This is a genomic window from Kitasatospora sp. NPDC058218 (assembly GCF_042882445.1).
GTDB lineage: Bacteria > Actinomycetota > Actinomycetes > Streptomycetales > Streptomycetaceae > Kitasatospora.
This window is the reverse complement of record NZ_JBHVWC010000058.1, coordinates 17,619-42,404: the sequence shown is the minus strand read 5'-3', so window position 1 is coordinate 42,404 and position 24,786 is coordinate 17,619. Positions and strand designations below refer to the sequence as shown.

At 73.8% G+C, this 24,786-nt stretch carries 22 protein-coding genes and 1 pseudogene; 15 read left to right on the top strand and 8 right to left on the bottom strand.

Annotated elements, in window-relative coordinates; all coding sequences use genetic code 11:
• The first annotated feature begins 17 nt into the window (after positions 1-17).
• Entirely contained in the window at positions 18-641 is a 624-nt protein-coding gene (locus ACFVYI_RS31380) for a TetR/AcrR family transcriptional regulator (protein WP_387891866.1), read from the top strand.
• A gap of 72 nt (positions 642-713) precedes the next feature.
• On the opposite strand, the gene ACFVYI_RS31375 is transcribed toward ACFVYI_RS31380, so the two are convergent.
• The 4 genes and pseudogenes from ACFVYI_RS31375 to ACFVYI_RS31360 all read right to left on the bottom strand — a co-directional run bounded on the left by ACFVYI_RS31375 (position 714) and on the right by ACFVYI_RS31360 (position 5,641).
• Positions 714-1,070, bottom strand: coding sequence for a hypothetical protein (locus ACFVYI_RS31375; RefSeq protein WP_387891865.1), 357 nt, complete (start codon positions 1,068-1,070; stop codon positions 714-716).
• Between the two features lie 751 nt (positions 1,071-1,821).
• Positions 1,822-2,979 (bottom strand): annotated as a pseudogene (locus ACFVYI_RS31370) (diguanylate cyclase domain-containing protein); the annotation flags it as partial.
• Between the two features lie 473 nt (positions 2,980-3,452).
• Complete coding sequence (locus tag ACFVYI_RS31365) at positions 3,453-4,577, bottom strand: adenylate/guanylate cyclase domain-containing protein (RefSeq protein WP_387891863.1); 1,125 nt, start codon at positions 4,575-4,577, stop codon at positions 3,453-3,455.
• Positions 4,578-4,747: 170 nt separating this feature from the next.
• The gene (locus ACFVYI_RS31360) at positions 4,748-5,641 is read right to left on the bottom strand and encodes a biotin--[acetyl-CoA-carboxylase] ligase (RefSeq protein WP_387891861.1); all 894 of its coding nucleotides are present in this window, start codon (positions 5,639-5,641) and stop codon (positions 4,748-4,750) included.
• Positions 5,642-5,868: 227 nt separating this feature from the next.
• On the opposite strand from ACFVYI_RS31360, the gene ACFVYI_RS31355 reads away from it, so the two are divergent.
• The 6 genes from ACFVYI_RS31355 (at position 5,869) to ACFVYI_RS31330 (ending at position 11,514) form a co-directional block, all read left to right on the top strand.
• Positions 5,869-7,449, top strand: a complete 1,581-nt coding sequence (locus ACFVYI_RS31355) for an acyl-CoA carboxylase subunit beta (protein WP_387891859.1) — start codon at positions 5,869-5,871, stop codon at positions 7,447-7,449.
• A gap of 25 nt (positions 7,450-7,474) precedes the next feature.
• A complete protein-coding gene (locus ACFVYI_RS31350) occupies positions 7,475-7,696 on the top strand; it encodes an acyl-CoA carboxylase subunit epsilon (protein ID WP_387891857.1) in 222 nt (73 codons plus the stop codon).
• Between the two features lie 137 nt (positions 7,697-7,833).
• Entirely contained in the window at positions 7,834-7,959 is a 126-nt protein-coding gene (mmpB, locus tag ACFVYI_RS31345; protein WP_329487969.1) for a morphogenic membrane protein MmpB, read from the top strand.
• A 55-nt stretch (positions 7,960-8,014) separates the two neighbouring features.
• A complete protein-coding gene (locus tag ACFVYI_RS31340; protein WP_387891855.1) occupies positions 8,015-8,614 on the top strand; it encodes a nucleoside triphosphate pyrophosphatase in 600 nt (199 codons plus the stop codon).
• A gap of 166 nt (positions 8,615-8,780) precedes the next feature.
• Positions 8,781-9,518, top strand: a complete 738-nt coding sequence (locus ACFVYI_RS31335; protein ID WP_387891853.1) for a hypothetical protein — start codon at positions 8,781-8,783, stop codon at positions 9,516-9,518.
• 220 nt (positions 9,519-9,738) lie between these two features.
• Positions 9,739-11,514 carry an acetyl/propionyl/methylcrotonyl-CoA carboxylase subunit alpha gene (locus ACFVYI_RS31330; RefSeq protein ID WP_387891851.1) on the top strand — a complete coding sequence of 592 codons (1,776 nt, stop codon included), beginning with the start codon at positions 9,739-9,741 and terminating at the stop codon, positions 11,512-11,514.
• 127 nt (positions 11,515-11,641) lie between these two features.
• On the opposite strand, the gene ACFVYI_RS31325 is transcribed toward ACFVYI_RS31330, so the two are convergent.
• Positions 11,642-12,604, bottom strand: a complete 963-nt coding sequence (locus tag ACFVYI_RS31325) for a DeoR/GlpR family DNA-binding transcription regulator (RefSeq protein WP_387891906.1) — start codon at positions 12,602-12,604, stop codon at positions 11,642-11,644.
• A gap of 236 nt (positions 12,605-12,840) precedes the next feature.
• On the bottom strand, positions 12,841-14,358 hold the full coding sequence (locus tag ACFVYI_RS31320) for an NAD(P)H-quinone dehydrogenase (protein WP_387891850.1): 1,518 nt from the start codon (positions 14,356-14,358) through the stop codon (positions 12,841-12,843).
• Positions 14,359-14,520: 162 nt separating this feature from the next.
• Here ACFVYI_RS31320 and ACFVYI_RS31315 point away from each other — a divergent pair, with 162 nt between their 5' ends.
• The 3 genes from ACFVYI_RS31315 to ACFVYI_RS31305 all read left to right on the top strand — a co-directional run bounded on the left by ACFVYI_RS31315 (position 14,521) and on the right by ACFVYI_RS31305 (position 17,883).
• Complete coding sequence (locus tag ACFVYI_RS31315; RefSeq protein WP_387891848.1) at positions 14,521-14,958, top strand: gamma-glutamylcyclotransferase; 438 nt, start codon at positions 14,521-14,523, stop codon at positions 14,956-14,958.
• Between the two features lie 183 nt (positions 14,959-15,141).
• Entirely contained in the window at positions 15,142-15,963 is an 822-nt protein-coding gene (locus ACFVYI_RS31310; protein WP_387891846.1) for a purine-nucleoside phosphorylase, read from the top strand.
• Between the two features lie 204 nt (positions 15,964-16,167).
• Positions 16,168-17,883: a phospho-sugar mutase gene (locus ACFVYI_RS31305; RefSeq protein WP_387891845.1), complete on the top strand. Its 1,716-nt coding sequence runs from the start codon at positions 16,168-16,170 to the stop codon at positions 17,881-17,883.
• 83 nt (positions 17,884-17,966) lie between these two features.
• Here ACFVYI_RS31305 and ACFVYI_RS31300 read toward each other — a convergent pair whose 3' ends face one another.
• A complete protein-coding gene (locus ACFVYI_RS31300) occupies positions 17,967-18,641 on the bottom strand; it encodes a PH domain-containing protein (protein ID WP_387891843.1) in 675 nt (224 codons plus the stop codon).
• 238 nt (positions 18,642-18,879) lie between these two features.
• Between ACFVYI_RS31300 and deoC the strand changes: the two genes are divergently transcribed.
• The 5 genes from deoC (at position 18,880) to ACFVYI_RS31275 (ending at position 23,634) form a co-directional block, all read left to right on the top strand.
• Positions 18,880-19,866 carry a deoxyribose-phosphate aldolase gene (deoC, locus tag ACFVYI_RS31295; RefSeq protein WP_387891842.1) on the top strand — a complete coding sequence of 329 codons (987 nt, stop codon included), beginning with the start codon at positions 18,880-18,882 and terminating at the stop codon, positions 19,864-19,866.
• Positions 19,867-19,871: 5 nt separating this feature from the next.
• Positions 19,872-21,353: an aldehyde dehydrogenase family protein gene (locus tag ACFVYI_RS31290; RefSeq protein WP_387891840.1), complete on the top strand. Its 1,482-nt coding sequence runs from the start codon at positions 19,872-19,874 to the stop codon at positions 21,351-21,353.
• Positions 21,346-22,248, top strand: coding sequence for an aldehyde dehydrogenase family protein (locus ACFVYI_RS31285; protein ID WP_387891838.1), 903 nt, complete (start codon positions 21,346-21,348; stop codon positions 22,246-22,248). The genes ACFVYI_RS31290 and ACFVYI_RS31285 overlap by 8 nt, the downstream gene beginning before the upstream one ends.
• 283 nt (positions 22,249-22,531) lie before the next feature.
• Positions 22,532-22,951, top strand: coding sequence for a hypothetical protein (locus ACFVYI_RS31280; RefSeq protein WP_387891837.1), 420 nt, complete (start codon positions 22,532-22,534; stop codon positions 22,949-22,951).
• A gap of 47 nt (positions 22,952-22,998) precedes the next feature.
• Complete coding sequence (locus tag ACFVYI_RS31275; RefSeq protein WP_387891836.1) at positions 22,999-23,634, top strand: ATP-binding protein; 636 nt, start codon at positions 22,999-23,001, stop codon at positions 23,632-23,634.
• A 219-nt stretch (positions 23,635-23,853) separates the two neighbouring features.
• On the opposite strand, the gene ACFVYI_RS31270 is transcribed toward ACFVYI_RS31275, so the two are convergent.
• The gene (locus ACFVYI_RS31270) at positions 23,854-24,582 is read right to left on the bottom strand and encodes a SigE family RNA polymerase sigma factor (protein ID WP_387891905.1); all 729 of its coding nucleotides are present in this window, start codon (positions 24,580-24,582) and stop codon (positions 23,854-23,856) included.
• Between the last annotated feature and the right edge of the window lie 204 nt (positions 24,583-24,786).

Sequence of the window (24,786 nt, the reverse complement as noted above, 5' to 3'; positions counted from 1 at the left end):
GTCCCTAGAATGGGCCCATGACCCGCAGCAGCTCACCCGATCCCGCCCGCCGCAGCAGCTCACCCGATCCCGCCCGCCGCAGCGAGCGCTCCCGCCAGGCCGTCCTCACCGCCGCCGCCGAACTGGTGGCCGAGGTGGGCTTCGGCAAGCTGACCATCGAGGCGATCGCCGCCCGGGCCGGCGTCGGCAAGCAGACCATCTACCGCTGGTGGCCCTCCAAGGGCGCGGTGGTCTTCGACGCCTTCCAGGCCGCCAACGAGGACGCCTCCGGCGGCCTGACCCTGCCCGACACCGGCGACCTCGCCGCCGACCTGCGCACCGTCCTGCGGCCGACGGCCGACCAGCTCGCCGACCCCGGCTTCGACACCACCGGTCGCGGCCTGATCTCCGAGTACCTGCGTGACCCGGCCCTGCTGCGCGAGTACCGCGAACGCCTCCTGGACCCGCTGCTGGAGGTCACCCGGGCCCGTCTGCGGAGCGCCCGCGAGGCCGGGCAGCTCGCCGCCGACGCCGACCTCGACCTCGCCGTCGAGCTGCTCTACGGCCCGATGTACTACCGCTGGCTGCACGGCCTCGGCCCGCTCGACCACGCCTACGCGGACCGCCTGGTGGACGCCGTCCTGCGCGCCCTGCGCCCGTGACCCGGGGCACGGCCGTCGGCCCGCGGCCCCGGAAGGCCCACGGGCCGACGAGGCCGACGGAATCGGCGGGGCCTACGACCGGTTGCGGCGGCGGAGCATCACGATCACCGCGATGATCACGGCGATCACGATCAGCACCACCACGATGCCGATCACCACGCCGATGAGCTTGCCGAAGAAACCCTTCTTCTTCTTCTTGGACTTCGACTTGTCCTTGGACCCGGCCAACCGGGTGCCGTCGCGGTGCTCGGCGACGGCCGGGGCGGCCGGGGCCGCCTGGGCGGCACTCCCCGCGGCGGCGGTGCCGGCGGCGACGGTGCTCACCGCGGCGGCGCGCGGCGCGGCCTCGGCGGCCGGGGCGGCGGCCAGCGTGGCACCGCCCAGCGCCAGTACCGCGGAGAGGACAAGGCTCGTCAGACGAGCGCGCATTGGTTCGACCCCCGATCCGGCTCGGCCCCCTTGGCCCGCCGACCGCGGACACCATCCCACGTCCGCGCCACCCCGCCCAGCCCTGCGACAGCCTCCGCACCGGACCGCGACCCGCTCGGAACAGACCGGTCACCGAACCGGCACAAGCCGCCGGATCCGGCCGCCGACCCCGCCCCGCCCCGCGTCACCCCGGCGGTGGGGAGGCCGGGCCGGACAGCGCCACCGCGACCAGGGCCCGCATCGCGCTGGCGACCTGCCCGAGCGGCAGGGTGGCGTCGTCGGCGAACAGCTCCAGCAGCCAGCCGCCCGCCGGGTTCTGGCCGCCCGCCGCGACCATCCCCCGGTAGCCGCTGACCACCAGCATGGCCTCCTCGGACGGGTCGTTCCCGGCCGCGCCCGCGCGCAGCGCGAAGGACCCGCCGCGCACGGCCCGCCGGGTCATCGGGTAGTGCCGCAGGTCGAAGACGGCGTCCGGGGCCTCGATCTGGGCCCGCTGGGTCTCCGCCCGCGAGCTGCTCGGCCCGCTGGTCATCCGGTACACGGCGTGCCGGGCGGTGCGCATCAGGTGCGAGCCGGGCGGCACGTAGGAGACCCACCAGCCGACCGCGTCCAGCAGCCGGGACGAGGTCTCCGCGACGACGGCCAGCTTGCCGATGGTGTCGGCCGGGTGGACCGACCGGGAGACGCCGTGCTGGTCGAGTGCGGCGAGCACGGCGGTGAGCAGCTGCCCCGGGTCGGCGCTGTGCGCGGCGCCGCGGAACCGCCGCCGGTCGCCCGAGCCGACCCGGCCGGGGGTGCGGCCCCGGGCGTCGGCCCGGTGGTGCGGGTCGGCGGCGTCGGCCAGCAGGACGGTCGGGTCCGGCGAGAAGCCGGGGCCGTGGCTGCGCCCGGCCACCACCGGGTGGGCGGCGCGGGCGGCCTTGGCCCGGTACTGGGCGGCGTCGGCGAGCCGGAACAGCCGGTCGGGGGTGGTGACCGGACCGATCGAGTCCCCGGTGGAGGCGACCCCGCAGGCGACGCCCTCGCCCTCGGCCAGCGCCAGCGCCCGTGCGCAGAGCTCCTCGGCGACGGCGACCACCTCGTCCGCCTTCTGGCCCTCCACCAGCAGGCAGAACTCGTCGCCGCCGAGGCGGGCGGCGAGGCTGCCGGGCAGCTTGGCGGCGGCCAGCGACAGCTGGTGGGCGAAGCGCTCCAGCAGCCGGTCGCCCATCTCGTGCCCGAGCTGGTCGTTGACCCGCTTCAGGCCGTTGACGTCGCAGACCACCAGCGAGACCACCGTGCCGTCGCGGTTGTGCGCCTCCAGCGCGCTCTCCAGCCGGGCGTCCACCGCCCGCCGGTTGGCCAGGCCGGTCAGCGGGTCGGAGAAGGCGAGCTTGCGCAGGTCGGCGAGGCGCTCGGTCTGGGCGAGTCCGGCCGAGATCTGGGCGGCGAGCAGGGTGGCGTAGTCGGCGTCGCCCTCGGTGAACTCCGGCGTCCCGGTGGACCTGGCCAGGTAGAGCTCGCCCCAGGCCTGCCCGTGGAGCACGATCGGGGCGACCACGCAGCAGGCCCGGCCGCGCCGGCGCAGCGCGGCGGCGCGCTCCTGGCAGTAGGCCCCGGCGGTGGGGTGCGAGTGCCCGGCGTGCGGCTCGGTGTTCTCGGCGCTCTGCAGCCAGGCGCGGGGCAGCCGGCCGGTGGTCCAGCGCTCCTCCAGGTAGGTGACGATCTCGGGGAAGTCGGCCACCGGGTAGGACTCGTCCTGCGGCAGCTCCTCCTCGCCCGGTGCCAGCTCCCCGTGGTTGACCAGCACCCGCAGCCGGCCGGACTCCCGGTCCCAGACCGAGACGGCCGCCATGGTGGCGCCGAGGGCCTCGGTGGCGCGGGCGGCCGCCGCGCGGACGGCCTCCAGCGGGGTGAGCGCCCCCGCCATGTCCTGGGCGAGCTCCACGACGGACGTCAGTCGCGGGTCGGGGGCGGCGGGCGGCTCTGTGCGGTCGCACACGCAGCCGCGGTCCGTCGTGATCGCCTCACTGCCCACCGGCTCGCCTCGTTCCCTGTGCTCGGTCCTGTTCGGCCCGTGGCTCACCCCACCGAGAACCGGACCCGTCCAGCCGCTTGCACCAAGACTATGGCGGTTTCGTTCGGTTATGCCCCGTTTGCCCGCACGGATCCTCGCGACCGGGACCGGTTTCAGCCGTACGGCTTTCGGACGACGGCCGCGGACCCCGCCGCGGGACCGGCCCGGACACCCCGCCCCGGACCGCTTCGTGCGAAGACCCGCCTACCCCGTACGCCGCCGAGCATTCCGGGCGGTGCGGGAAACCCGGCGCGCGACCGACCGCTCCTCGGGGAGGGCCACGCCCCGCTCCCTCGGGAGGGCCACGCTCCGCTTCGTCGGGAGGGCTACGCCCCGCGCGGCCGCCGCGACAGCAGCCACGGCTCGACCAGCCCGAGCCCGCGCACCGGGCGGCGCCACATCGGCTGGAGGTTGAACCGGTGCCCGGCGTCCGGTCCCGGTACCGGGAGCCCGGAGGCGGGCAGCCCGGCGGCGGTCGACAGGGCCTCGGCCAGCCCCGGGCCGTCCGCGTCGGCCGGGGCGACGCTGCCGTTCTGCTCCAGCGCGGCCGCGAGTTCGCCGTCGATCAGCACCGCGTCCTTGGGTGCGATCGAGGTGAGCCGGCTGGCGAGGTTGACCGTGGTGCCGAAGACGTCGCCCATCCGCGAGGTGACGGTGCCGAAGGCCATGCCGACCCGCAGCGCGGGGATGGTGTCGTCCTCGGCCAGGGCCTCGATCAGGCTGAGTGCGATCTCGGCGGCCGTCCCCGGGTCCTCGGAGACGTAGAGGATCTCGTCGCCGAGGGTCTTGATCACCCGGCCGCCCTGGCCGGCGATCAGGTCGGAGCAGGTGTTCTCGAAGGTCTCGACCAGCTCGCCGAGCTCCTCCTCCTCCAGCCGGCGGGAGAGCCGGGTGAAGCCGACCAGGTCGGCGAAGCCGACGGCCAGCCGGCCGCTGGTGATCTCGGTGTCCTCGGCGGCCTGCACCACCCGGCCGGTGACGGCGGCCAGCTGGCGGCGCCAGACGTACACGAGGAACTGCTCCAGCTCCGGCAGCAGCAGCTCGACCAGCGGGTAGGCCACGTCGGCGCGGGTCAGACCGGGTTCGACGGACTGGGTGAGGTTCTCCAGGAAGGTGTCCATCTGCCAGCCGGCCAGCCGGGCGGTGGTCTGCCCGGTCGAACGGGCCACCTGGATCGCCATCGGCTCGCTGAGCAGGCCCGACTCCACCAGACCGGCGAGCCGGCGCAGCGCGATCACGTCCCCGTCGGTGAGCGCCCGGGACTGCCCGATGTCCGGGAAGCCCATCGCCCGCCAGAAGCGGGTGGCCAGCTCCATCGGGACGTCGGCGGCCCGGGCGGCCTGGTACGGGGTGTAGCGGCGTGGTGCGTCCAGGATCAGGCGTTCCAGGTCGAGCGCGACCGTCTGGTCGTCGGAGCCCGCCGTACCGCCGTTGCCGCCGTCCTCTGCCACCGGTCCGTCCCCGTGCGGTTGCCGCACTTGCCTCGTGTCCTGCCTGTCCCGGGCGCGCCCGCCACCCTTCGGGCAGTGGCGCGCCTCACACTGCTGCCAGGTGGAATGTTCGCACGGAATCCCGCGATCCGGGGCATCCGCCCGGGTCAAGGAGAGGTGAAGAGTCCCGCTCAGCGCGGCTCGGGGCGCACGTGGACGACGTCTCCCGCGCCCACCGCCCGGCGTGCGCCGTCGGGCGTGCGGACCACCAGCCGGCCGTCGCCGTCGATCGCCACCGCCTCGCCGAGCAGCTCCCGGTCACCCGGCAGATGGACCTTGACCGGCCGGCCGAGGGTGGTGCAGCGGTCCGCGTAGGCGGACAGCAGGCCGCTGGCGTGCGGGTCGCCGGCGGCGGCCGTCCACTCGGTGTAGAGGCCGGCGAACTCGCGCAGCAGCGCGCGCAGCAGGGTGGGCCGGTCGGTCACCGCGGCGCCGGCCAGGGCCAGCGAGGCGGCGGTGGGCACGGGCAGTTCGTCCGCGCGCAGCGAGACGTTGATGCCGAGGCCGGCCACCACCGCGCCGCCGCTCAGTTCGGTGAGGATGCCGCCGATCTTGCGCTCCGCGCCGTCGATCCCGACCTGGAGGTCGTTGGGCCATTTCAGGCCGACCTCGACCTCGGCGACCCGGCTCAGCGTGGCGGCCGCCGCGACGCCGACCAGGATCGGCAACCAGCCGTACCGCTCGACGGGTACCCCGTCCGGGCGAAGCAGGACGGAGAGGAAGAGCCCGGAGCGGGGCGGCGCCGTCCACTGCCGCTCCAGCCGGCCGCGTCCGGCGCTCTGCGCCTCCGCGACCAGCACGGCGCCCTGCGGCGCGCCCTGCTTGGCGCGGGCGGCGAGGTCGCTGTTGGTGGAGCCGGTGTCGGTGACGACGTCCAGCGAGGTCCAGAGCCCGCCCGGCAGGACGAGGTCGCGGCGCAGGGCCTCGGCGTCCAGCGGTGGCCGGTCCAGATCGGTCCAGGGCGACGGCCCGGCGTGGCCGAAGCCGCGCAGTCCACTGCGGCGGGGGGTGACGGGATCGGTCATGACCACGAGACTAGGGCCTGGCCGGCGCCGTGGCCGTAGGCCGCCACATCGTCCCGCAGAACGGGCGTTGACACACTGTGTCGCTGGCCATAACGGGAAACCCCGCGCGCTGGCTACGCTACTCGACGGTAGTTCGTTGCGCCGCCCTGCCCTCATGCGCGTGTCCCCGCCCAGACCCGCGTACCACCGAACAGGCCGCGGCCCATGGATCAGGGAGAGCCCACCCGATGACCGAGGCCCCGTACGACCCCCACACCACCGCCGGCAAGCTCGCCGACCTGCGGCGCAGGATCGACGAGGCGGTGCACTCCGGCTCCGCCAAGGCCGTGGAGAAGCAGCACGCCAAGGGCAAGCTGACCGCCCGTGAGCGCGTCGTCGAGCTGATGGACGAGGGCTCCTTCGTGGAGTTCGACGAGTTCGCCCGGCACCGTTCGATCAACTTCGGCCAGGAGAAGAACCGCCCGTACGGCGACGGCGTGGTCACCGGCTACGGCACCGTCGACGGCCGTCAGGTGGCCGTCTTCGCGCAGGACTTCACCGTCTTCGGCGGCTCGCTCGGCGAGGTGTTCGGCGAGAAGATCGTCAAGGTGATGGACTTCGCGCTGAAGACCGGCTGCCCGGTCATCGGCATCAACGACTCCGGCGGCGCCCGGATCCAGGAGGGCGTGGTCTCGCTCGGCCTGTACGGCGAGATCTTCCGCCGCAACGTGCACGCCTCCGGCGTGGTCCCGCAGATCTCGCTGATCATGGGCCCCTGCGCGGGCGGCGCGGTGTACTCCCCCGCGATCACCGACTTCGTGGTGATGGCCGATCAGACCTCGCACATGTTCATCACCGGCCCGGACGTGATCAAGACCGTCACCGGCGAGGACGTCGGCATGGAGGAGCTGGGCGGCGCGCGCACCCACAACACCAAGTCGGGCAACGCGCACTACCTGGCCGCGGACGAGAAGGAGGCGATCGAGTACGTCAAGAGCCTGCTCTCGTACCTGCCCTCCAACAACCTCTCCGACCCGCCGTCCTTCCCCGAGGAGGCGGACCTCTCGGTCACCGACGAGGACCTCGAACTCGACACCCTCGTCCCGGACTCGGCGAACCAGCCGTACGACATGCACACCGTGATCGAGCACGTCCTGGACGACGGCGAGTTCCTGGAGACCCAGCCGCTGTACGCCGGCAACATCATCACCGGCTTCGGCCGGGTCGAGGGCCACCCGGTCGGCATCGTCGGCAACCAGCCGATGGACCTGGCCGGCTGCCTGGACATCGCCGCCAGCGAGAAGGCCGCCCGGTTCATCCGGACCTGCGACTCGTTCAACATCCCGGTGCTGACCTTCGTCGACGTGCCCGGCTTCCTGCCCGGCACCGAGCAGGAGTGGGACGGCATCATCCGCCGCGGCGCCAAGCTGATCTACGCCTACGCCGAGGCCACCGTCCCGCTGATCACCGTGATCACCCGCAAGGCCTTCGGCGGCGCGTACGACGTGATGGGCTCCAAGCACCTGGGCGCCGACCTCAACCTCGCCTGGCCGACCGCGCAGATCGCCGTGATGGGCGCACAGGGCGCGGTCAACATCCTGCACCGGCGCGAGCTGGCCGAGGCGGACGACGTCGAGGCCAAGCGGGCCGAGCTGATCGCCTCCTACGAGGACACCCTGCTCAACCCGTACCTGGCCGCCGAGCGCGGCTACGTGGACGCCGTCATCGCGCCGAGCGAGACCCGCCGGCACATCGTCCGCGGGCTGCGGGCGCTGCGCGGCAAGCGCGAGGTGCTGCCGCCGAAGAAGCACGGAAACATCCCCCTGTAAGCGGCTGTCGCGAGAGGATTGAGCCATGGCCCCGATCCACGTGCTGCACGGGCAGCCGACCCCCGAGGAGCTGGCCACCGTCCTGGCGGTGGTCCAGTCCCGGGCCGCCGCCGCACAGGCCGCCGCCGAGGCGGCCCGCCGGGCGGGCGCCGGCCCGGACTCCCCCTGGAACGACCGCGCCCGCCGGCTGCGCAACGCCCCCCGCCCCGGCGTCAACGCCTGGCGCACCTCGGGCTGGGCGGGCTAGGAGCGCCGTCCCGGGGGTGGGCCACCGGCCCGCCCCCGGGCTCCCCCGACCCCGTGCCCCCGGGCCGCCCGGATTGCCCCGAAAGCTGAGTACGCGTACTCAGGCGTCACCGCGGCGGCGCGGCGCACCCTGGAGGGGTGCTCTGGTCAGACCCCCGCGACGAGCCCTCCCCGGAGGCCCGGCGGCTGCAGGAGAGGCTGCGCCGCGCCGGCCACGTGCTCGCGGCCTGCCTCCTGCTGATCGCCGTCCTGCTGATGGTCTGAACGCCCCTCCCGAACCGTGCGGACGGCCACCGGGCCACCCCCTACCCTGGTGGGCATGACCGACCGCCGCACCCTCGTGCTCGCCTCCGCCTCCCCCGCCCGCCTCGGGCTGCTGCGCCAGGCGGGTCTCGACCCGCGCGTGGTGGTCAGCGGCGTCGACGAGGACGCGATCACCGCCGCCTCCCCCGCCGAGCTCGCCCTCGTGCTCGCCGAGGCCAAGGCCAAGGCGGTCGCCGCCGAGCTGACCGGCGGCGAGCTGGTGATCGGCTGCGACTCGGTGCTGGAGCTGGACGGGCAGGCGCTCGGCAAGCCCGCCGACGCCGCCGAGGCGCTGGCCCGCTGGCAGGCGATGCGCGGCCGGTCCGGGGTGCTGCGCACCGGGCACTGCGTGATCGACACGGTGACCGGCGAGCAGTCCTCGGCCACCGCCTCCACCACCGTCCGCTTCGGCACCCCGGACGATGCCGAGGTCGCCGCCTACATCGCCTCCGGCGAGCCGTTGCACGTGGCCGGCGCGTTCACCCTGGACGGCCGCTCGGCGCCGTTCGTCGAGGGCATCGACGGCGACCCGGGCAACGTCATCGGCCTCTCCCTGCCGCTGCTGCGCAGGCTGCTCGCCGACCTCGGCGTCCGGATCACCGACCTCTGGGTCTGACCCGCCGGCGTGCGGGCGGCGGCCGCCGCCGCCCGCTTCCCCGTGGAGGAGATCGTTCGAGGCACGCCGGGAGCGTGGTGGGGCGCCGTCAACGGTCCGTACCCGTGGCCGTCGCGGGCGCCCGCTAGGCTGACCGCCGCCGTTCGAACGGGGAGGGGACAGGCCGATGACCGACAGTCTGGTCAACGTGCTGCTGGGGCTGGTGGCGAGCGCGATCAGTGCCGCGCTCGGCTGGCTCGCGCAGAACCTGCGTCGCCGGAGGCGGCTGGAGCGGATCCGCTCGTTCTTCGGCCTGCCGGCCGGCGGCGAGTGCCTGATCGTGGTGAACCGCAGCGTCGGGGTCGGCGCGCACGCCCGGACGGTCACCCGGCGCGACGCCTACGCGCTGATGGAGCTGGCCGCCCTGGTGAAGGAGTGCGGCGCGCAGACCGAACTGGTCGCGCACGACGCCGTCCACCGCGGCCTGGGTGCCAAGACCGAGTTCTGCTTCGGCGGCCCGAGCAGCAACGAGCGGATGGCCGCCCACCTGGCCTGGGGACTGCCCGGGGTGACGGTCACCAGCGGGGCGGACGGGCCGAGCAACGTCATCGTGGCGGGCGAGCGGACGTTCACCGTCGACTGGGACGACGAGGTGTACGCGCTGTTGGCCCGGCTCTCCACCCCCGAGGGAGGGCGCCCGGTCTTCCTGATCTCCGGCCAGACCGGTATCGCCAACCACGCCGGCGTCCGCTACCTCGTCGCCAACCACCGCCGGCTCGCCCGCCGGTACGGTGAGGACGGCACGTTCGCCCTGGTCCTCAAGGTCGTCAACCCGAAGGCCTACGGACCCGATGTGGTGGAACTGGCCGCCGACGTCACCGCGCAGGCCCGTGAGCGGACCGCCTCCGCGGCCCCTGCCGGGTGAGTGTGGCCAAGGCCACCGTGCCGCCGCGCCGCCCCGCCGCCGTCCGCACCGGACGGTGCCCGGCGGCGGCACCGGTGGCCACCTGGGAAGACCCGGACCGGGCCGCGGATCGGGCCCCGAATCGCATCACCCTCCGTGTGGGATAGTTCACAACCTGGGGCTACTCGCCGGTACCACCCAGAAATCCATAAACTCGACCAGGTTCAAGAAGGGAGCCACAGTGCGCAAGGTGCTCATCGCCAACCGCGGGGAAATCGCCGTCCGCGTCGCCCGGGCCTGCTCGGACGCCGGTATCGCCAGCGTCGCCGTCTACGCCGAGCCGGACCGGGATGCGCTGCACGTCCGCGCGGCCGACGAGGCTTACGCGCTGGGCGGCGACACCCCCGGTACCAGCTACCTCGACATCGCGAAGGTCCTGAAGGCCGCCGCCGACTCCGGAGCGGACGCCGTCCACCCCGGCTACGGCTTCCTGTCGGAGAACGCCGACTTCGCCCAGGCCGTCCTCGACGCGGGGCTGACCTGGATCGGCCCGCCGCCGCAGGCCATCCGCGACCTCGGTGACAAGGTCACCGCCCGGCACGTGGCGCAGCGCGCCGGTGCCCCGCTGGTCGCCGGTACGCCGGAGCCGGTCTCGGGCGCCGACGAGGTCGTCGTCTTCGCCCAGGAGCACGGCCTCCCGGTCGCCATCAAGGCGGCGTTCGGCGGTGGCGGCCGCGGTCTGAAGGTCGCCCGCACGCTGGAGGAGATCCCGGAGCTGTACGAGTCCGCGGTGCGCGAGGCGGTCGCCGCCTTCGGGCGCGGCGAGTGCTTCGTCGAGCAGTACCTGGACAAGCCCCGGCACGTCGAGACCCAGTGTCTGGCCGACCAGCACGGCAACGTGGTGGTCGTGTCGACCCGTGACTGCTCGCTGCAGCGCCGGCACCAGAAGCTGGTCGAGGAGGCCCCCGCGCCGTTCCTCACCCCCGAGCAGAACGCCGAGCTCTACCGGGCGTCCAAGGCCATCCTGAAGGAGGCCGGCTACGTCGGTGCCGGTACCTGCGAGTTCCTGGTCTCCCAGGACGGGCTGATCTCCTTCCTGGAGGTCAACACCCGCCTCCAGGTGGAGCACCCGGTCTCCGAGGAGGTCACCGGGATCGACCTGGTCCGCGAGATGTTCCGGATCGCCGACGGCGAGGAGCTCGGGTACGACGACCCGGAGGTGCGGGGTCACTCGATCGAGTTCCGCATCAACGGCGAGGACCCGGGCCGCGGCTTCCTGCCCGCGCCCGGCACGGTGACGCTGTTCGCGCCGCCGTCCGGCCCGGGCGTGCGGCTGGACGCGGGCGTGGAGAGCGGCTCGGTCATCGGCCCCGCCTGGGACTCGCTGCTCGCCAAGCTGGTCGTCACCGGCGCCAGCCGCCAGCAGGCGCTGCAGCGCGCCGCCCGCGCGCTGTCCGAGTTCAAGGTCGAGGGCATGGCCACCGCCATCCCGTTCCACCAGGCGGTCGTGACCGACCCGGCGTTCGCGCCCGAGGTGCACGGCGGCGAGGGGCCGTTCACGGTCTTCACCCGCTGGATCGAGACCGAGTTCGACAACACCATCCCCGCGTTCGCCGGTGCGCCCGGCGAGGGCGAGGAGGCCGAGGGCCGGGAGACCGTGGTGGTCGAGGTCGGCGGCAAGCGGATCGAGGTCTCGCTGCCGTCCTCGCTGGGCGTCGCGTCGGCCCCGGCGGCCGGTGCCGGCGGTGCGGCCAAGGCCAAGCGCCGGGTCGGCGCCAAGAAGGCCGGCTCGGCGGTCAGCGGTGACACGCTGGCCTCGCCGATGCAGGGCACCATCGTCAAGGTCGCCGTCGAGGAGGGCCAGGTCGTCGCCGAGGGCGAGCTGATCGTCGTCCTGGAGGCGATGAAGATGGAGCAGCCGCTGAACGCGCACAAGGCGGGCACCGTGGTCGGCCTCAAGGCCGAGGTCGGCGGGAGCGTCAGCAGCGGCGCCGCGCTCTGCGAGATCAAGGACTGACGGCTTCGGCCGCCGGACCGGTCCGTACGCCCCTCGGGGTGTGCGGACCGGTTCCGTTTCCGGCCCTCGCGGCACCGGTGCGCGACGGCGCATGCCGGCGGTGGCACCGGTCCGGCGCGGGTGCCGGTCAGCGCCCGCGCGGGACGGCCCCCAGCTCGGCGAGCCGGGCCGGCAGCGGGCCGCCCGGCCCGCCGGGGCCGCCGTGCGCGCCGGGGCGGCGCTGGCCGGGCAGCGGGGCACCGCCGGGCGGCGGGGCGACCCGCCGGGCCAGCGGGCCGGGCTGGGTCTGGTGGACGGGCCCGCTGCCGGTGCCGTGCACGGGGGCGTCCCCGGTCGGCGCGGCGCCCAGCGGCGCCAGGTCGATCTGCACCCCGCAGTCGGCGAGCGCGTCCAGCTCGCGTGCGGTGGCGTCGTCGGCGGCGGCGTGCTCGTCGGTGACCAGCCGGGTGATGGTCTCGGTCGGGACGGTCTGGAACATGGTGTCCGCGCCGAGCTTGGTGTGGTCGGCGAGGACGATGACCTCGGCAGCCGACTGCACCAGAGCCCGGTCCACGCTCGCGGAGAGCATGTTCGTGGTCGACAGCCCGCGCTCGGCGGTCAGCCCACTGCCGGAGATGAACGCCTTGGAGACCCGCAGCCCGTGCAGCGACTGCTCGGCACCGCTGCCCACCAGGGCGTAGTTGGAGCCCCGCAGGGTCCCGCCGGTCATCACCACCTCCACCCGGTTGGCATGGGCCAGCGCCTGGGCCACCAGCAGGGAGTTGGTGACCACCGTCAGCCCGGGCACCCGGGCCAGCCGGCGGGCCAGCTCCTGCGTGGTGGTGCCGGCGCCGACCACCACGGCGTCGCCCTCCTCCACCAGGCCCGCGGCGAGATCGGCGATGGCGCTCTTCTCGGCCGCGGAGAGGTGGGTCTTCTGCGGATAGCCGGGTTCGCGGCTGAAGCCGCCGGGGAGCACCGCGCCGCCGTGCCGGCGGTCGAGGAGCCCTTCTGCCTCCAGCGCCCGTACGTCACGACGTACGGTCACTTCGGAGGTCTGGACGACGCGGGCCAGTTCGCGGAGCGACACAGCTCCGTTGGCGCGCACCATTTCGAGGATCAACTGGCGACGTTCTGCTGCAAACACAGAACCGACGGTAACCTGCGTGACCGTCTGCTTTCAGGCGTTTGCAGCTAGTAGCGGGAATTGCTCACGCACGAGCGGCGCGTGACCGTACAATACGCGCCGTCAGCAACCCGGGACTGCGCCCGCCGTCCGGGTGACGACCCCCGCCGCGCGAAGGGCGGCCGCCGAACGGCAGCCGCCCTCAACTGTGCGTCGGGTGCTCAGGATTCGCCGTCGGCCCGCTTGCGGATGTGCAGCTGGCGGGCGGCCTCGGCGGTCGAGCCGGAGACGGACGGGTAGACGGTGAAGGCGCTGGCCACCTGTTCGACCGTCAGATTGGCGTCCACCGCGAGTGCGATCGGGTGGATCAGCTCGCTGGCGCGCGGGGCGACCACCACGCCGCCGACCACGATGCCGGTGCCCGGACGGCAGAACAGCTTCACGAAGCCGTCCCGGATGCCCTGCATCTTGGCCCGCGGGTTGCCGCGCAGCGGCAGCTTGACCTCGACCGCGTCCATCTTGCCGCAACTCACGTCGGCGGCGGTGTAGCCGACGGTGGCGATCTCCGGGTCGGTGAAGACGTTGGAGGCCACGGTCTTCAGGTTCAGCGGCTGCACCGCGTCGCCGAGCGCGTGGTACATCGCGATCCGGCCCTGCATGGCCGCCACCGAGGCGAGCATGAAGACGCCGGTGCAGTCGCCGGCCGCGTACACGCCGGGGGCGCTGGTGCGGGAGACCCGGTCGACCTTGATCTGGCCCCAGTCGTTGAGCTTGACCCCCGCCTCCTCCAGGCCCATCTCGGCGGTGTTGGGGATCGAGCCGACCGCCATCAGGCAGTGCGAGCCCTTGATCACCGTGCCGTCGGAGAGCGTCACCTCGACGTGGTCGCCCACCCGTCCCTCCTCGCCCGCCTCCGGCGAGGAGGGTCCCTGCGGGTCCCCCACCCGTGCGGACACCCTCTTCACCGTTTCGGCCCGGCTGCGGCTCATCACGTTCATGCCGCGGCGGCGGAAGACCTCCTCCAGCACCTCGGCGGCGTCCGGGTCCTCGCCCGGCAGCACCCGGTCGCGGCTCGACACCAGGGTGACCTTGGAGCCGAGCGCCTGGTACGCGCCGGCGAACTCGGCGCCGGTGACGCCGGAACCGACCACGATCAGCTCGCGCGGCAGCTCCTCCAGGTCGTACACCTGGGTCCAGGTCAGGATCCGCTCGCCGTCCGGCTGGGCGTCCGGCAGTTCGCGCGGGTGCGCGCCGGTGGCGATCAGCACCGCGTCCGCGCGCAGCGACTGGACGCTGCCGTCGGGGGCGTCCACCAGCACCTCGCGGGAGCCGTCCACGGCCTGCCCGCCGCCGCCGAGCCGGCCCCGGCCGCGCAGCACGGTGACGCCGGCGCGGGTCACCGACTGGGTGATGTCGTGGGACTGCGCGATGGCGAGGCGCTTGACGCGTCGGTTGACCTTGCCGAGGTCCACGCCGACCACCCGTGCCTGCCGCTCCAGCGGCGGGGTGTCGTCGGCGACGATGATGCCCAGCTCCTCGTAGGAGCTGTCGAAGGTCGTCATCACCTCCGCGGTCGCGATCAGCGTCTTCGACGGAACGCAGTCCGTGAGCACCGCCGATCCGCCCAGACCGTCGCGGTCGACGACGGTCACCTCCGCGCCGAGCTGGGAGGCGACGAGCGCCGCCTCGTAGCCGCCGGGTCCGCCACCGATGATCACGATCCGAGTCACGCCCCCCATTGTCCCGTACGCCGAGCGCGCCGCCACGCCGGGGTCGGGCTCCTGTCCGATCGCACGACCGCTCCGGACCGGCCCGAGGCCGGCGGCGGCGGCGCGGTGCGCGCACCCCCGCGCCGCCGCTTCCCCCCTACGCCGGTCGACGGACGGTCTAGGCTGCACCCCATGCCCCTCTACGCCGCGTATGCCACGAACCTCGATGCACGGCAGATGACCCGCCGCGCTCCGCACTCCCCCTTGCGCGGTACCGGGTGGCTGGACGGCTGGCGGCTCACCTTCGGCGGCGAGCAGCTGGGCTGGGAGGGCTCGCTGGCCACCGTGGTCGAGGACGAGAAGGAGCAGGTCTTCGTCTCGCTGTACGACGTCGCGCCGATGGACGAGGAGGGCCTGGACCGCTGGGAGGGCGTCCAGCTCGGCATCTACCGCAAGATCAAGCTGCGCGCGCACACCCTGGACGGTGACATCCAGGTCTGGACGTACGTGCTCAACGACTACGAGGGCGGCCTGCCCGCCGCCCGCTACCTGGGCCTCGTCGCCGACGCCGCGGAGAGCGCCGGCGCTCCGCACGACTACGTCCTGGACCTGCGCCGCCGCCCCTGCTGACCGCTCGCGCGGCGCGGCCGGGGCACGCCGGGGCCGCGCGACGCGACGCGCCTGTGCGTTGCTCCGGCCCGGGGCCCGGAACCAGGCCTCCGAGCTGTACTTTCACGCCATCCGGGTAACGATCCGGCACGTCGTACCAGGATTTTCTACGCGCGTAGCCGATTCCCGTCTATCCTCGGACGTGTGAACGCATCTCCTCAGTCGGTCGTCTCCGCCGACCCCTACGCCGCCGCCCAGGCCGCCGCCGAGCGCCTGCGCGAGCTGACCGGCGCCGAGCGCCACGACGTCGCCCTGGTGATGGGCTCCGGCTGGGTGCCGGCCGCCGACGCCCTCGGCGAGACCGTGGCGGAGTTCCCGGTCACCGACCTCCCGGGCTTCCCCGCCCCCGCCGTGGCCGGCCACGCCGGCACGATCCGCTCGGTGAAGATCGGCGACAAGCGCGCCCTGATCTTCCTGGGCCGCAACCACTACTACGAGGGCCACGGCGTGGCCACCGTGGTCCACGGCGTGCGCACCGCGGCCGCCGCGGGCTGCGGCATCATCGTGCTGACCAACGGCTGCGGCGGTCTGCGCGAGGGCTGGGTCCCCGGCCAGCCGGTCCTGATCAGCGACCACATCAACCTGACCGCGGACTCCCCGATCGTCGGCGCCAACTTCGTCGACCTGACGGACCTCTACTCCAAGCGTCTGCGCGACCTCTGCCGCGAGGTGGACTCCACCCTCGACGAGGCCGTCTACGTGCAGTTCCGCGGCCCGCACTACGAGACCCCGGCCGAGGTCCACATGGCCCGGGTGATCGGCGGCGAGCTGGTCGGCATGTCCACCACGCTGGAGGCCATCGCCGCCCGTGAGGCCGGTTCCGAGGTGCTCGGCATCTCGCTGGTCACCAACCTGGCCGCCGGCATCACCGGCGAGCCGCTCAACCACGCCGAGGTGCTGGAGGCCGGCAAGGCCTCCGCCGAGCGCATGGGCGCGCTGCTGGCGAAGGTCCTCGAGCGGATCTGACCCAGGGCGTGTCTGACAATCCGCGCCCGGCGCGCGGTGTTGATTGTCAGACACACCCCGACGCACGATCGTGAGCGACGGGGTCCGCGAGCGGCTGTGATCCGCTGATCACACCCGCCCGCGGGCCCCGTCCGCGTGCGCCCCCACTTCTTGCGGAACCCTCCGGCCGACCGAACCGACGCACTTCCCGATGGAGCTGCAGCCATGACGCAGGCACCCACCACCGATCTCCTCGCCCGGGCCCGGACCTGGCTGGCCGAGGACCCCGACCCGCAGACCCGTGAGGAGCTGGCCGCGCTGCTCGCCGAGGCCGAGGGCCCGGACGCCGAGTCGGACAGCAAGATCGCCTGGTCGCGGCTGGCCGAGCGCTTCTCCGGCCGGCTCCAGTTCGGTACCGCCGGCCTGCGCGGCGAGCTGGGCGCGGGCCCGATGCGGATGAACCGCGCCGTGGTGATCCGGGCCGCCGCCGGCCTGGTGGCGTACGTGAAGAAGGAGAACCTGGGCGACCTCGTCGTCATCGGCTACGACGCCCGGCACAAGTCGTACGACTTCGCCCGGGACACCGCCGCCGTGGTGGTCGGCGCCGGCCTGCGGGCCGCGCTGCTGCCGCGCGCCCTGCCCACCCCGGTGCTCGCCTTCGCCGTCCGCCACCTGGGCGCGGCCGCCGGCGTCACCGTCACCGCCAGCCACAACCCGCCGCAGGACAACGGCTACAAGGTCTACCTGGGCGACGGCTCGCAGATCGTCCCGCCGGCCGACGCCGGGATCGCGGCCGAGATCGACGCGATCGGCTCGCTCACCGAGGTCCCGCTCGCCGCGGACGGCTGGGACGTCGTCGGCGAGGACGTGGTGGACGCGTACCTGACCCGCGCCGTCTCCATCGTGGACCCGCACAGCCCGCGCGACCTGGACGTCGTCTACACCCCGATGCACGGCGTCGGCCGGGACACCCTGGTCGCCGCCTTCCGGCGGGCCGGCTTCCCCGCGCCCACCGTGGTCGCCGAACAGGCCGAGCCCGACCCGGACTTCCCGACCGTGGCCTTCCCCAACCCGGAGGAGCCGGGGGCGATGGACCTCGCCTTCCGCACCGCCGCCTCGGTCGGCCCGGACATCGTCATCGCCAACGACCCGGACGCCGACCGCTGCGCGGTGGCCGTCCCGGCCAACGGCACCGCCGACGGCAACGGCACCGGCTGGCGGATGCTGCGCGGCGACGACGTGGGCGCGCTGCTCGGCGCCGCCCTGGTCGCCAAGCGGGCCACCGGCACCTTCGCCACCACCATCGTCTCCTCCACCCTGCTCGGCCGGATCGCCGAGGCGGCCGGCCTGGGCTACGCCGAGACGCTGACCGGCTTCAAGTGGATCGCCCGGGCCGACGGCCTGCGCTACGGCTTCGAGGAGGCGCTCGGCTACTGCGTCGACCCGCAGGGCGTGCGCGACAAGGACGGCATCACCGCCGCCCTGCTGGTCGCCGAGCTGGCCGCCACCCTCAAGCGCTCCGGCCGCACCCTCGCCGACCTGCTGGACGACCTGGCGCTGGAGCACGGCCTGCACGCCACCGACCAGCTCTCCGTCCGGGTGGAGGACCTCTCGCTGATCGCCGAGGCGATGCGGCGCCTGCGCGAGCAGCCGCCGACCGTGCTGGCCGGCCTGACGGTCACCCGGGCCGACGACCTGACCGCGGGCTCCGCCGACCTGCCGCCCACCGACGGCCTGCGCTACTACCTGGCCGGCGAGGCCGTCCGCTCGGCCCGGATCGTGGTCCGGCCGTCCGGCACCGAGCCCAAGCTGAAGTGCTACCTGGAGGTCGTCCTCCCGGTCGGCTCCGCCGCCGACCTGGCCGCCGCCCGGGCGCGCGCCGCGGAGCTGCTCGGCGCGATCAAGCGCGACCTGGCCGTGGCCGCCGGCATCGACGGCTGACCGGACCGCGCACAACGAACCCGCGCACGACGAAGGGGCCCCCGGCGGGGGCCCCTTCGTCGTGTCGTCGGCGCGCGACCGCGTCAGACCACGATCGCGACGATCAACGCGGCCAGGCCCGCCAGGGTCGGCGCGATGATCCACCAGCACCAGCGCACGACCACCGGGCCGGCCGCCTCGGGGCGGCCCGCGTTCCGCTCGGCCATCTCCTGCAGGATCGCGACCACCTGGTCGGACCAGGCCCGGTTCGGGTCGGGCGCGCCCTCGACCACCGACGGCGCCGGCCGGCCGAAGGTCGTCCCCAGCCGGGAGGCGTGCTGCTCCCCGCCGCGCTGCTGCATCCGGTTGGCCCGCTTGCGCTGGCGCAGCGACACCGGCACGGCCCACACCTGGTACTTGTGGCCGTCGGCCAGCAGCTCCACCGAGTACCCGGCGCGCAGTGCGTCCACGGCCGCCCACGGCGCCGTGATCGTCCGCAGCGGGTTGCGCACCACCAGCCGCCGCTCGTTCGCCCGCACCGCCGGCCGCAGGGTGTACGCGATCACCGGGAGGGCGAACACCGGCACCGCGGCCAGCGACACGTACGGGGTCTTCCCCGTGCCGTTCAGCGCCGCGTCCCCGATCAGCCACCCGGCCACGGCCAACAGCAGCACACCGGAGATCACACCGGGAATGGAGCGGTACACGCGGTCCGCGTACACGGGCTCCCCGTCGGAGCCGGCCGAGCCCTGGTGGGGCTTGCCGTCGGATTCGGTCATGGCGACGATTCTGCCCCATGCTCCCCCTGATCTACAGGGGCGGCGATCACCGTGGCGACCCCGGCCGTCCTCCGCCCCGCCCGGGTGGGTGCGCCCACCGTTCGCGCCCACCGTCCGCGTCCGCCCGGCTCCGGCCCGTCGGCGATCGGCCCGGGGCGGGGCCGAGATCTCGGTCCGGCATCGAAAGGTGGGGGGCCTAGCGGTTGACTACGCGCGTAGATATGCTGGTGTGGTGACTATGTCCACTCTTGCAGCCAATGCCCCCGGCGCTGCGGGCAGCGGTCTTCAGGACGTTGCGGCGTCCGAGGCCTCGCTCCGCCGCTTCCTGCACGGCCTGCCCGGCGTCGACCAGGTCGGCCTGGAGGCGCGCGCCGCCACTCTCGGTACCCGCTCGATCAAGACCACGGCGAAGGCGTACGCCATCGACCTGGCCATCTCGATGATCGACCTGACCACGCTCGAAGGCGCGGACACGGCCGGCAAGGTGCGCGCACTGTGCGCCAAGGGCCGGACCCCCGATCCGTCCGACCCGACCACCCCGCGCGTCGCCGCCATCTGTGTCTACCCGGACATGGTCGCCACCGCGAAGGACGCACTGCGGGGCACCGACATCCAGGTCGCCTCCGTCGCCACCGCCTTCCCCGCCGGGCGCGCCGCGCTCCCGGTCAAGCTCGCCGACACCGCCGACGCGGTCGCGGCCGGCGCCGACGAGATCGACATGGTGATCGACCGGGGCGCCTTCCTCTCCGGCCGCTACCTGGACGTCTTCAACGAGATCGTCGCCGTCAAGGAGGCGTGCAAGCGCCCCGACGGCACCGCCGCCCACCTCAAGGTGATCTTCGAGACCGGCGAGCTGCAGACGTACGACAACGTGCGCCGCGTCTCGTGGCTGGCGATGCTGGCCGGCGCCGACTTCATCAAGACCTCCACCGGCAAGGTCGCCGTCAACGCGACCCCGCCGGTCACCCTGCTGATGCTGGAGGCCGTCCGCGACTTCAAGGCGCAGACCGGCGTCCAGGTCGGCGTGAAGCCCGCCGGTGGCATCAAGACCACCAAGGACGCCATGAAGTACCTGGTGATGGTCAACGAGACCCTCGGCGACGACTGGCTGACCCCGCACTGGTTCCGCTTCGGCGCCTCCAGCCTCCTCAACGACCTGCTGATGCAGCGTCAGAAGCTGACCACCGGACGGTACTCCGGCCCCGACTACGTGACGGTGGACTGATCACCATGGCCAAGAAGAAGAACATCGAGGAGCCCGCGGCCCCCCAGCGCGGCGGCCTCTTCACCTACGCCCCGGCTCCCGAGTCGTCCGCCGCCGCAGGTGACATCGCCACCTCCTACGGCCACTTCATCGGCGGCGAGTTCGTCGACTCCTCCGGCAGCGAGGCCCTGAAGACGGTCAACCCGGCCACCGAGCAGGTGCTCGCCGAGTTCGCCCAGGGCACCGACGAGGACGTCGACCGCGCGGTCGCCGCCGCCCGCAAGGCCTTCACCGACTGGTCGGCGCTGCCGGGCAGCGAGCGCGCCAAGTACCTGTTCCGGATCGCCCGGATCATCCAGGAGCGCAGCCGCGAGCTGGCCGTGCTGGAGTCGATCGACAACGGCAAGCCGATCCGCGAGACCCGCGACGTCGACCTGCCGCTGGTCGCCGCGCACTTCTTCTACTACGCGGGCTGGGCCGACAAGCTCGACTTCGCCGGCTACGGCCCGAACCCCCGCCCGCTGGGCGTGGCCGGCCAGGTCATCCCGTGGAACTTCCCGCTGCTGATGCTGGCGTGGAAGATCGCCCCGGCGCTGGCCACCGGCAACACCGTGGTGCTGAAGCCGGCCGAGACCACCCCGCTGACCGCGCTGCGCTTCGCCGAGATCTGCCGCCAGGCGGGCCTGCCGAAGGGCGTCGTCAACATCGTCACCGGTGACGGCCGCACCGGCGCCGCGCTCACCGCGCACCCGGACGTCAACAAGGTCGCCTTCACCGGCTCCACCCCGGTCGGCCGGGCGATCGCCAAGCAGATCGCCGGTACCCGCAAGAAGCTCTCGCTGGAGCTCGGCGGCAAGGCCGCGAACATCGTCTTCGACGACGCGCCGATCGACCAGGCGGTCGAGGGCATCGTCAACGGCATCTTCTTCAACCAGGGCCACGTCTGCTGCGCGGGCTCGCGCCTGCTGGTCCAGGAGTCGATCCACGACGAGCTGCTCGACGCCCTGAAGCGCCGGATGGGCACCCTGCGGGTCGGCGACCCGCTGGACAAGAACACCGACATCGGCGCCATCAACTCGGCCGCCCAGCTGGCCCGGATCACCGCGCTGACCGACGCCGGCGAGGCCGAGGGCGCCGAGCGCTGGTCGCCCGCGTGCGAGCTGCCGGGCACCGGCTTCTGGTTCAGGCCGACCGTCTTCACCGGCGTCAGCCAGGCCCACCGGATCGCCCAGGAGGAGATCTTCGGCCCGGTCCTGTCGGTGCTGACCTTCCGCACCCCGGCCGAGGCGGTCGAGAAGGCCAACAACACCCCGTACGGCCTCTCCGCCGGCATCTGGACGGAGAAGGGCTCGCGCATCCTCTGGACCGCCAACCGGCTCAAGGCCGGCGTGGTCTGGGCCAACACCTTCAACAAGTTCGACCCGACCTCGCCGTTCGGCGGCTACAAGGAGTCGGGCTACGGCCGCGAGGGTGGCCGCCACGGTCTGGAGGCCTACCTCGATGTCTGATGTCGTGAGCCGTCTTGATGTCCTCAAGACCTACAAGCTGTACGTCGGCGGGAAGTTCCCGCGCTCCGAGAGCGGGCGGGTGTACGAGGTGACGGACTCGAAGGGCGAGTGGCTCGCCAACGCCCCGCTGGGCACCCGCAAGGACGCCCGGGACGCCGTGCAGGCCGCCCGCGCGGCGGTCAAGGGCTGGGCCGGCACCACCGCGTACAACCGCGGCCAGGTGCTGTACCGCGTCGCCGAGATGCTGCAGGGCCGGCGCGAGCAGTTCGCCGCCGAGGTGGCGCTCTCCGAGGGCGTCGGCCCGAAGAAGGCCGCCGCCCTGGTGGACGCCGCCATCGACCGCTGGGTCTGGTACGCGGGCTGGACGGACAAGGTCGCCCAGATCGCGGGCGGGGCCAACCCGGTCGCCGGGCCGTTCTTCAACCTCTCCACCCCGGAGCCCACCGGCGTGGTCGGGATCGTCGCCCCGCAGGCCGGCTACGGGCACTCGCTGCTCGGCCTGGTCTCGGTGATCGCGCCCGCCATCGCCACCGGCAACACCGTGGTGGTCGCGGCCGCCGCGGACGCCCCGCTGCCGGCCCTGTCGCTGGGCGAGGTGCTGGCCACCTCGGACGTCCCCGGCGGCGTGGTCAACATCATCTCGGGCCGTACCGCCGACATCGCGCCCACCCTGGCCTCGCACCAGGACGTCAACGCGGTGGACCTCACCGGCGCCATTGCCGCCGACGGTCCCGGCGCGGCGGGTGCGCTGGAAGCGGCTGCCGCGGATACCCTGAAGAGGGTGGTCCGTCCGGAGCTGGACCCGTTCGCCCAGGACTGGACCAATGCTCCCGGTACCGACCGGCTACTCTCCTACCTGGAGACGAAGACGGTCTGGCACCCGATGGGGATCTGACCTCCTCGTCACCCCGCGGGCTCACGGGCCCGCAGAGCAACAACTCCACAGACTGGCCGTCCCCAGTGCCCTCACCCCCCCAGGGCCCGGACGGTCATTGGACGGACCCGCGCCTCTCCCCCCCTGGCGCGGGTCCGTCGACTTTCCCCGGCGTTCGCCTCCGGCGCCCCCCGTACCGCGGGGCCGTCGACTTTCGTCGCCGCCGCGCCATCCTTTCGGCGCTCCCGGCCGGGCCCCGCCCCCGCGCAGACTGGGGCGACACCGCACACCGAGGGGGCGCACCGTGGGAGAGATCCTCGGCGAACTGATGGCACTGTTCGCGGACGGGTTCGTCCGCACGCTGCGGGTGGCCCGCACCCGGCGCCGGCTGGCCGCCGGCAAGCCGGTCCGGATCCCGTGCTCGGCCCGCTCCGACGGCCCCGGCTGGCCGGCGCGCTACGTCAACGGGGGGATCCGCGTCACACCGGGAGCCGCGAGCGCCGCCTTCGGCTCGCGCGAACCCGGCGGCGCCGGCCCGATCGCGCTGGCCGCGGGCGGGACCTTCCACGCCCCCGAACCCGACACCTGGCACGACCAGGACTGGGCCGCCACCGCCTACCGGGCGCCCGGCACCGGGCAGCCGGTCTTCCTCCAGGTCGACAGCCGGTACCTGCCGCTGCTGCACCTCGCGCTCGCCGCACCGCAGGCGCCGCAGAAGGTGTGATCCGACGGGTTTCGGCATCCGGCCCGAATGCGTCAGACTGGTGTCCCGTGAGTGACTCCCCGCTGAATCCCGTGCCGATAGCCCGCGCCCGAGTGGTCCTGCTGTCCGGGCCCTCCGGATCGGGGAAGTCCTCACTGGCGGAGCGCAGCGGCCTGCCGGTGCTCCAGCTCGACGACTTCTACAAGGACGGGGACGACCCCACCCTGCCGCTGCTGCCCGACGGCGCGGTCGACTGGGACTCCCCGCTGGCCTGGCACCGCGAGCAGGCCGTGGCCGCGATCCGCAGCCTGTACGAGACCGGCCGGGCCGAGGTCCCGGTGTACTCGATCCCGGCCAACGGCCGCGTCTCCACCCGGGTGCTGGACCTGGCCGGCGCGCCCGCGTTCATCGCCGAGGGCATCTTCGCCGCCGAGATCGCCGGTGACTGCGCCGCCGAGGGCCTGCTGGGCGACGCACTGTGCCTGCGCAACGGCGCGCTCACCACCGCCTGGCGCCGGCTGCGCCGGGACGTCCGGGAGAGCCGCAAGTCGCTGCCCGTCCTGGTGCGCCGCGGCTGGCGCCTGATGCGCGCCGAGCGCTCGATCGTCGGCCGGCAGGTCGGGCTGGGCGCCCACCCCTGCACCGGCCCGGAGGCGGACCGGCGGATCCGCGCGGCGGCCGGGCGACACCTCTCGGCGGTCTGAGCCCGCTCCGGCGCGGGGCCGCGGGGCCGCGGGGCCGCCCCGGACACGAACGCGAAAGAACGGCGGGCCCGGTGCGTCTCCCCCGCACCGGGCCCGCCGCCTTCCCGGACGGCCGTCGGGCTCCCCCGGCGGCGCCGCTCCCCCGAGCCGGCGTCACCAGTTCCCTGACCGTCCTCACCCGTCCCCCGACGGGAGTCCCTGCCCCTCTCGGGGCCCTTCTCAGGCGACCAGCTCGCCGAACGCCCGGGCGGTGTCGCCCGACTTGTTCAGGTGCTCGTCGTCGCGCAGCCGGCGCAGCGCGCGCCAGATGCTGCTCTTGACCGTCCCGACGCTGATGTTGAGCACGTCGGCGATCTCCGGGTCGGTCTTGCCCTCGTAGTAGCGCAGCACCAGCATGGTCCGCTGGTTCTCCGGCAGCTTGGCCAGCGCCTGCCAGAGCACGGCGCGCAGCTCGGTGCCGCCCATCGCGTCGGTGTCGCCGACCGTCTCCGGCAGCTCCTCGGTCGGGTACTCGTTGACCTTGCGGCGCCGCCAGGCGGAGATGTGCAGGTTGGTCATGGTGCGGCGGAGGTAGCCCCCCACCGCGGCCTTGTCGGTGATCCGGCCCCAGGCCCGGTAGGTGCTGAAGAGCGCGCTCTGCAGCAGGTCCTCGGCCTCGTAGCGGTCACCGGTGAGGTGGTACGCCGTGGCGTACAGGGAGGCGCGGCGCTCGCGCACGTACGCGGTGAACTCCTTGGTGTGGTCCTCCGCGACGGCCGAGTGCTCCCCCTGCGCGTCTCCCTGTCCCGCCTCGGTGGTGCGGGCCGCCGCGGGGTTCAGCCGCAGCAGCGTCGCACCCGCGGACTCGCGGCCGGCCGACTCCCCCGAGTCGACCTTCCGCAGCCCGCTTCCCCCGATCCCCCGGGTTCCCCCGTTCCCCCCCAGGGTGTCCTTGCCCTCGACGCGCACGGGGAGGATCCCCCGCAGCGTGAGGGTGTTGGCGGAGTCGACCACGTTCCCCCGGTGGCCGATTCCGTACAGCTCCCCCTGCCTGCCGCCGCCGCTCACCCGGCGGGCGACAGTATTTCCACCGGCGCTGTGTGCGCACCCCCGCACGATCACGGCACCGGAGGTCTCGTCGGTCCTGACCTCGTACCGGGTCCGGTGGGTGAC